Origin of the sequence: Thermobacillus sp. (assembly GCF_003390775.1) — a bacterium.
GTDB classification, from domain to species: Bacteria; Bacillota; Bacilli; order Paenibacillales; family Paenibacillaceae; genus Thermobacillus; species Thermobacillus xylanilyticus.
On record NZ_QEWA01000007.1, the window covers coordinates 1 to 7720 of the forward strand.

General features: G+C 62.0%; 5 protein-coding genes and 1 pseudogene. 5 read left to right on the top strand and 1 reads right to left on the bottom strand.

Features of this window, described 5'->3' with window-relative positions; genetic code table 11:
* Positions 1-113: pseudogene (locus C6W55_RS00115) on the bottom strand (IS5/IS1182 family transposase); the annotation flags it as partial.
* Between the two features lie 250 nt (positions 114-363).
* Here C6W55_RS00115 and C6W55_RS00120 point away from each other — a divergent pair.
* The 5 genes from C6W55_RS00120 (at position 364) to C6W55_RS00140 (ending at position 7405) form a co-directional block, all read left to right on the top strand.
* A complete protein-coding gene (locus tag C6W55_RS00120) occupies positions 364-2034 on the top strand; it encodes an MGH1-like glycoside hydrolase domain-containing protein (RefSeq protein WP_286890654.1) in 1671 nt (556 codons plus the stop codon).
* Between the two features lie 244 nt (positions 2035-2278).
* Positions 2279-4129, top strand: coding sequence for a cache domain-containing sensor histidine kinase (locus C6W55_RS00125; RefSeq protein ID WP_286890656.1), 1851 nt, complete (start codon positions 2279-2281; stop codon positions 4127-4129).
* Complete coding sequence (locus C6W55_RS00130) at positions 4098-4877, top strand: response regulator transcription factor (protein ID WP_015253465.1); 780 nt, start codon at positions 4098-4100, stop codon at positions 4875-4877. Before C6W55_RS00125 ends, C6W55_RS00130 begins: the two co-directional genes overlap by 32 nt.
* 29 nt (positions 4878-4906) lie before the next feature.
* Positions 4907-6202, top strand: coding sequence for an extracellular solute-binding protein (locus tag C6W55_RS00135; protein ID WP_286890666.1), 1296 nt, complete (start codon positions 4907-4909; stop codon positions 6200-6202).
* A gap of 108 nt (positions 6203-6310) precedes the next feature.
* A complete protein-coding gene (locus C6W55_RS00140; RefSeq protein WP_286890667.1) occupies positions 6311-7405 on the top strand; it encodes a stalk domain-containing protein in 1095 nt (364 codons plus the stop codon).
* Positions 7406-7720: the final 315 nt, after the last annotated feature.

The window sequence follows — 7720 nt, forward strand, 5'->3', positions numbered from 1 at the left end:
TCCATGCGCGGACGACCGCCCTTCGGTTTTGGCGGTTCCTCCGGTAGCAAAGGTTGGATTTTCTCCCACAGTTCATCGGGAATCGAAAAGAGTTGCTTCGGTGCATTTGCCATGACGATCTCCTCCAGGTGCTTCTCTTGAAGGAATTCGACATGTTCCACCGTTTTCCTACTTGCTTATAATGGTTTTCGGATAGACTCTTACTAACCTCCGGGTAACGTACTTACCTAAAGGGATGGGAGCATGTTACAATGTGCACGATGAACAATAACGGAACCCGACATTCGGCACTGGGCCGATATTACGCTTATGACGAACCGGAATTCACCGGTTTGGACGACGGATGGAACGGAGGAGAACCTGTTGCCGGAACAAGCGGAATTGCTTGATCGGCTCCGCGCGGCGGATTCACTCGCGGCATTGGAACCGGCGGGAGCCGCGGCCTCGCCGGCCGGCGCGGCGCTGCTGGACGAGTTCGCCGCATCCGGGGTCAAGTTCGCCACCTCCCGCGGGTTGCTGGACCGCGCCTGGCGGAAGGCGGTCGAGCTGCTCGCTCTGTGCGTCGATGCGGACGCCGCCGGGAGGCCCGTGCTGCAGGAGGGTGGCGTCTACCGGGGCTGCTGGCTGGAGAGCACCGGCACGATCAACGCTGAGGTGCTGGCGCGGTTCTGTCCGCAGACGGCGGAGGCGACGTTCCGGCAATTCGCGGATCTGCAGCGGGAAGACGGCCTGATTCCGTACAAGGTGACGGGCGGCTCCGCGGTGTTCAAGCAGATCCAGCTCGTGACGCCGCCCGCGCGCAGCGTCTGGCACCACTACCTGCTGGACGGCCGGGACAAGGCGTTCCTTGTGCACATGTACCGGGCGCTGGCGCGCTACGACGAATGGCTGGCCCGCCATCGCAACACGCGCGGGACGGGCTGCGTGGAGGCGTTCTGCGCCTTCGACACGGGGCACGACCTGTCGCCCCGGTTCTGGCATATCCCGGACACGCCTTATCGGGACGACCCGGCCGCCTGCGATCCGGACTCGCCGCTCCTTCCGCTGCTGGCGCCGGATCTGACGGCCAGCGTCTTCTGCGGGCGCCGCTACCTCGCCCGGATGGCCGCGGAGCTCGGGGATGAGGCCGCGGCCGCAAGGTGGCGGGATGCCGCGGAGGAGACGCGCCGGGCGCTCATGCGCCATTGCTATGACGAGGCGGACGGATTTTTCTATGACGTGGACTCATGCGGCCGGTTCATTCGCATCCAATCCGACGTGCTGCTGCACGTGCTGGCCTGCGAAGCGGCGGACGACGGGCTGTTCGCCGCTTCGCTGGAGCGGTATCTGCTGAACACGCGAAAGTTTTTCGCGAAATATCCGTTCACGCCGATCGCGATGGACGATCCCCGGTTCGACCCGCATGCGGCGTACAACACGTGGGCCGGGGCGGTCAACTTCCTGAGCCTGCTCCGCGCGCCGCGGGCGTTCGACCACTACGGCCGGTTCGTCGAGCTGACCTGGGTGATTCACCCGATCCTGGCGGCGATGGCGCGGATCGAGCGGTTCGGGCAGGTGCTGAGCCCGTGGACGGGCGCGGAAGGATACACCGAAGCGTATTCTCCCGCCATCCTGTGCCTGCTCGACTATGTCGAACGGCTGTGCAGCATTCTGCCGGCGCCGGAAGGCGAGCTGTGGTTCACGGGCCTCTTGCCGAAGGGCATGGACCACGGCGTGCAGCTTGCGGACGAGACGGCGTACAGCCGGATGGTCGACGGACATCGGTACGAGCTGCACAACACGCGGGAGACGATGGCGGTCTGCAAGGACGGACGGCTGCTGCTGACCGCTCCCGCGGGCGTGCGGGTGGTTACGGACCGGTCGGGCGCGCTGCGGGGCGTCATCGGCATGACGGTCCGGCCGGTGGAAGGCGTGATCCGGACGGAAGATGCGGAGTTGCCGTTTTGCGCCGAAGGCAACGCGGTGCTGCGGTACGTGGACGGCCGGCTGCTTCCGGCCGCGTCGCCGGGCGTCGTGTTCCCGAATCACGGATGAATGCGGTAAGAACCGGATTTTTCCCTTTGTCGTCAATTCCCGGGAGGGCGGCGCCAGCCGTTATGACGGCACCGGGAATTTTTTGTTTTTTGTTAACCGGAGTTTCTGAATCTGATAACTTGCGATAAAATCTGAAGTGGCACGGTTCTGTCCGGCTTGACGTCGAATGGTCTCATTTCCTAAACTGCAAACAGACAAGATTTTACAAATGCCGGATGCCTGCAGCATGAAAGGCGGTGAGCCATTGCGAACGCCATTCGCGAGGGTCGTGCAGACGCTCCGGCTGCATCTTGCCGGACTCGGGCGGCTGCTAAGGCTGCACACGCTGCGCGGCCAGATGCTCGCCGGTTTTCTGTCCATCATGATCGTCATCCTGACCATCGTCGGATTCGTCATCTTCGATTCCGCTGCGAACCTGCTCAAGCAGAACGCGGAGACGCTGATCCGCCATGCCGCCGTGCAGGGCAACGGCCGGCTGGAGGCGATGATGAAGCAGATCGACTCCCTGTCGCTTCAGGCGGCGACCAACACCTATGTCCAGAACCTGCTGGGGGAAGTGGAGGACGGCTTCAAGCCTACCTTCCTGGATCGGCAAGGATTGCAGCCGGTCGCGGACCAGGTGATGCTCTACGGGAGCGGCATCCGTTCGGTGGAAATCTACACGAGCCAAGGCGACCGGCTGTTTCCGCTGGGCGGCGACGAGCTGTACGATGTCGTCGGGAGCGAGTTCATCGTGAAGGCCCATGAGCAACGGGGCGGCATGTACTGGATCGGCCTGTCTCAGGCCGGCGAGGACGAGGTGCTGGCGATCCGGCAGATTCATCTGATCCAGCGTTCGTTCGCACCGGCCGGCTATCTGCTTGTCCGGATCGACCGGCAGGTGTTCCGGCTGGACAGCCTCGGCGAAGACATGGGCGTCGGCGCCGTCTCGCTGCTGTTCGACCGGGACGGGCAGCTGATCGCGGCGACCGCGGACGACGCGTTGTCCGGCGCGGATTATGCCAGCCTGCTGGCCAGCGAAGACAAGACCGTGGAAATCAACGATCGGCATTACGTGCTCGTCAAGCAGCACTCGGACATTGCCGGCTGGACGCTGCTGATTCTGACGCCCGTCGAAGCCATTACGAAAGGCATATTCATTCTGCGCGCGGCCATCATCGTATCCGCGGCCATCGGTTCGGTCCTGTTCATCATTTTCTCGGTGCTGCTGTCCACCGCGATCACGCGGCCGGTTCTCCGCCTGATCAAGTCGATGCGCAGCGTCCGGTTCGGCGAACTGAAACCGGCCGAACACATCTCCTCGACGGCGGAAATCGGCGAGCTGGTCCACACCTACAACCAGATGGTCGGCAACATGAAGGAACTGATCCGGCTGGTCTACGAGAAGGAGATCATGCAGAACCGGGCCGAGTTGAAAGCGCTGCAGGCGCAGATTCATCCGCATTTTCTGTATAACACGCTGGAAGCGTTGTACTGGTCCCTGCTGGAGAAAAATGAAGACGAGCTCGCCGATTACGTGGTGGCGCTTTCCGAACTGTTCCGCTACACGATCACGGGGCACAACCGTGAGGAATGGGTGACGCTCGCCGAAGAGCTCGAGCAAATCCGGCGCTATCTGCTCATCATGGGCATGCGGTTCGGCGACCGGCTGTCGTGGCGCATCGATTCGGAGATGGACGACAACCGTCTGCTGCTGCCGAAGTTGATCCTTCAGCCGCTCGTGGAGAACGCGATCCAGCACGGCATCGAGAACAAGATCGGTGCGGGATTCGTCTCGGTGACGGTGAAGCGCTCGCAGGAACCCGGCTATTTTCACGTTATCGTCGAGGACGACGGGGCGGGGATGAACGAAGAGAAGCTTCGGAAAATCCGCTCCAAGCTCGCCATGGGCGCCGACAAGGCGATGGAATCATCCGGTTACGGCATCACCAATGTGCAGCAGCGGCTGCGGCTTCATGCACGCAGTGAGACGGCAAACATAAGCGTGCTTGCCATCGAGAGCCGCGAGGGAGAGGGCACGACCGTCACCTTGACGATACCGATCCGGACGGAGGTTGTAGAACATGAACCCGCATACCATCTTGATCGTGGATGATGAGCCTCGCACGCGCACCGGGCTCTCCCGGATACTGGAAGCGTGGAACGGCGGCCGCTATGCGATCCGGGCGGCCGCGGACGGCCGCGAAGCGCTCGGCATCCTGGAGCGCGAACGGGTGCGGCTCCTGATCACCGACATCAAGATGCCGGAGATCAGCGGGCTGCATCTGGCCGACACCTTGAAGGCGATGCCGGAAGAGGAGCGGCCGGCGATCATCCTGATCTCGGGCTACGCGGAATTCGAGTTTGCCCAGCGGGCGATTCAGCTCGGTGTCGTCGATTACCTGCTCAAGCCGATCGGGCGGGAGAAGCTGATCTCGGCTGTCGAGCGGGCTCTGGCCCAGGCCGAAGAGCGGGCGCGCATCGGCAGGATGGAGAAGGTGGTGGACCGCGAGCTGCTTCAGACCGGCGATACCGGCAGACCGCTCAGCGATCCGGTGCGGGAAGCGCTGGAATACATTGACGAAAATCTCGATCAGCCGTTCACGATGCGCGACGCCGCAACCCGCGTCCATCTCAATCCGAGCTACTTCAGCGTATTGTTCAAGGACGAAATGGGCATGACGTTCAGCGAATACGTGACGCGCAGGCGGCTGCAGCGCGCGAAGGACATGCTGCTGCGCACGAAGCTGACGGTCGCGGAGATCGCGGAGCGCGTCGGGTATCAGTCGGCGAAACATTTCGCGAAGATGTTCCGCCAGTATGAAGGCAGCAGCCCGGGAGACTACCGCAATCATTCGTCCTGAGGGCGCCTGATCGGAAAGGGGGACAGATCGTGAAGATCCGCATCCCGGCGGCGGCATCGGTCATGCTGATCGCCGCGCTGCTGCTTGCGGCCTGCGGCAGCGGCGAAGCACCCGCGGCGAACGCGGGCGAGAGCGTGACGATCCGGCTGATGTCGCCGTGGCCGCACATCGGATCGTTGCAGAACGAACTGGTCGAACGCATTATCGAGGAGTATATGGACGAGCATCCGGGTGTCACGGTCAGTCTGGAAGCGCTTGAAAACGAGTTGTACAAGGACCGGCTGAAAGTGCTCTCCGCATCGAACGCGCTGCCGGATGTCGGATTTACTTGGGCGGCGGGATTTCTCGATCCCTACGTGGAAGGCGGCCTGTTCACCCCGCTCGACGACCTGCTGGAGGATGAGCTGGGCGGACAGTTCGTCTCCGGCACGACGGAGGCGTACGAGAAGAATGGCATGACCTACGCGGTGCCGGTCGAACTGAACATCGTGCCGGTATTCTACAACAAGGACATTTTCGCGCGCTGCGGTCTGGTCCCCCCGCAGACGTTCGACGATCTGAAGGAGGTCATCCGGCGCTTGAACGAGGCCGGCGTGACGCCGATCGCGCTGGGCGGCAAGGACGCCTGGACGCTGTCCTTCTGGTTCATGTATCTGGTCGACCGGGTCGGCGGAGCGGATCTGCTGGATCAGTCGATCGCGATGTCCCGGTTCACCGATCCCCGGATTGTCGAAGCGGCCCGGCTGACGCAGGAACTGGTGGAGCTGGACGCTTTTCACGACGGATTCATGGGCATGTCCAATGAAGAGGCGAAGGCTGCATTCATGGCGGAACAGGCGGCCATGTTCGCAATCGGCACATGGGAAGTGCCGAATTACACGACGAATCCGAACGTTGCGGAATCGTTCAAGGATAAAATCGGCTTCTTCCCCTTCCCGCTCGTCGAAGGCGGCAAGGGGGAGCTGAACAACTGGATCGGAGGCCCCGGTCTCGGCCTGTTCGTGGCGGAGAACTCGAAGGTGAAGGAAGAGGCCAAGCAGTTCGTCGCCTATTTCGTCAAAATATGGGGAGAACGCGCCGTGACGGAGGCGGGCATCATTCCAGCGACAAAAGTGAACACGCGTTCTGTTCACCTGCCGCGGATGTTCAGCGATCTGCTGAACGAACTGCGGACGGCGAACAAGGTGACGCTGTACGCGGATGTGCAGATGAAACCGGTTGCGGCCGAGGAACATTACACGCTTGTTCAGGCGCTGTTCGGCGGGGCGGTCTCGCCGGAAGAATTCGCGCGCAGGCAGGAGATGGCGCTGATCAAGAGCCGCTGAACCGGACCGGACAAAAAATGTCGGGGACTGGCTGTAACTTTTTCGGGGAATGCTCCGTCTGTGAAGGTGCAATTGCAGCACTTTGTGGAAGGGAGCGATGAGAAAACCATGCGACAACCCCGGAAATGGCTGGCCGTCATGACGACGGCGGGATTGCTCGTTGCAGCGGCTTCGGCCGGCGCGGACGGAATCGGACAGAAAATCAGCGGGTGGCTGAGACCCGATATCATGGTTGCCGTCGACGGCGCCGAAACCGGAATGAAGCCGGTCATCATTGAAGGCAAAGCTTATCTCCCCGCCCGCGGCATCGCCGAAGCGACGGGATACGAAATCCATTGGAAAGGCAACCGCATCGAACTGTCGGGTGCGGAGGACGAGGAACAGTACATGACGTTCATGGGCTACATTAACGGCGTGACGCAGGACGGCGACCGGTGGCGGATTGATGTGATCGGTCCGAACAATTGGCTCATCCTGTACGCGGACAAGGAGACGGTGCTCACCGATGCGGAAGGTAACCCGTTCGCCGCGGAAGATCTCGCGACGGGCATGGCCATCGAAGCGGAATACGGCCCGATGGTGGCGATGAGCTATCCCGCCCAATCGCATGCCGCGTCCATCAAGGTTATGCAGCAGCATCTGGTGGCCAAGCAGGTCATCCATTCGGTCGAGAAGACGGAGGACGGCTGGCGCATCGCGCTTGCCGACGAGGAAGGCGGCGAAGTCAAGCTGATGCTCCTTGCCGGTCCGGAGACGCTGATCGTCCGCTCCGACAAGCAGCCGGCGGATGCGGAGCTGCTTGAGCCGGGGCTGGTGGTGCGCGCCTATTACGGCCCGGCCGTCATGAAGAGCCTGCCTCCGCAGAGCCACGCGCAGTACATCGAAGTCGACGACCAGCGCGAATGGTTGGCGCCGGCGGAAGAGCAGGAGTACCGCGAGCTCGCCTGGAAGCAGCTTTCGGATGAGGACAAAGCGCACCTGATCACGGCGAAGGATGAGGCATTGGTCGAGCTGATTGACGCCGCGAACGCGGCCGTCATCCCGCTGGAAGGCAAGGAGCAGCTGCTGGAGGACATCCGCGCGAACGGCGGCAAGCTGGTCGCCGTAACATACAAGACGGACCAGGACGCGCTGCTCGGACCGCTCACGGTCCTCTTCGACCCGGAGACGAAAGAAGTCATCGGGCACATCGTCAGAATGTAAATCATCTTCGGCTTATCGGAGAATAGAAGAACTGCCGGCTGGATGCCGGCAGTTCTTCTTGCAGTACGGCGTGCCCAGAAAGCACGTATCTTCTAGCCGATGAAAGTCCGGCCACGGGAGGGGCCAAGCCCCCGTGTAGCCAGGATGCCTGCGTACGGCGAAATCCGTGCGTAAAAGCGTATCGACGGAAGTACCTGTCAGAGACAGGGCGAGCAACATGTCAGGCCGTAACATCAAGTGAATCCTGCCGCGTCGTCAAAAAGGCCTCGCAAGAGGGAAAAGAGGAAGCCGAGCCCCGCGTACATGGGCGAAGGC

Coding starts and splice junctions, on each gene's coding strand:
- C6W55_RS00130 (WP_015253465.1), top strand. CDS start 4,098: ATGAACCCGCATACCATCTTGATCGTGGATGATGAGCCTCGCACGCGC.
- C6W55_RS00140 (WP_286890667.1), top strand. CDS start 6,311: ATGCGACAACCCCGGAAATGGCTGGCCGTCATGACGACGGCGGGATTG.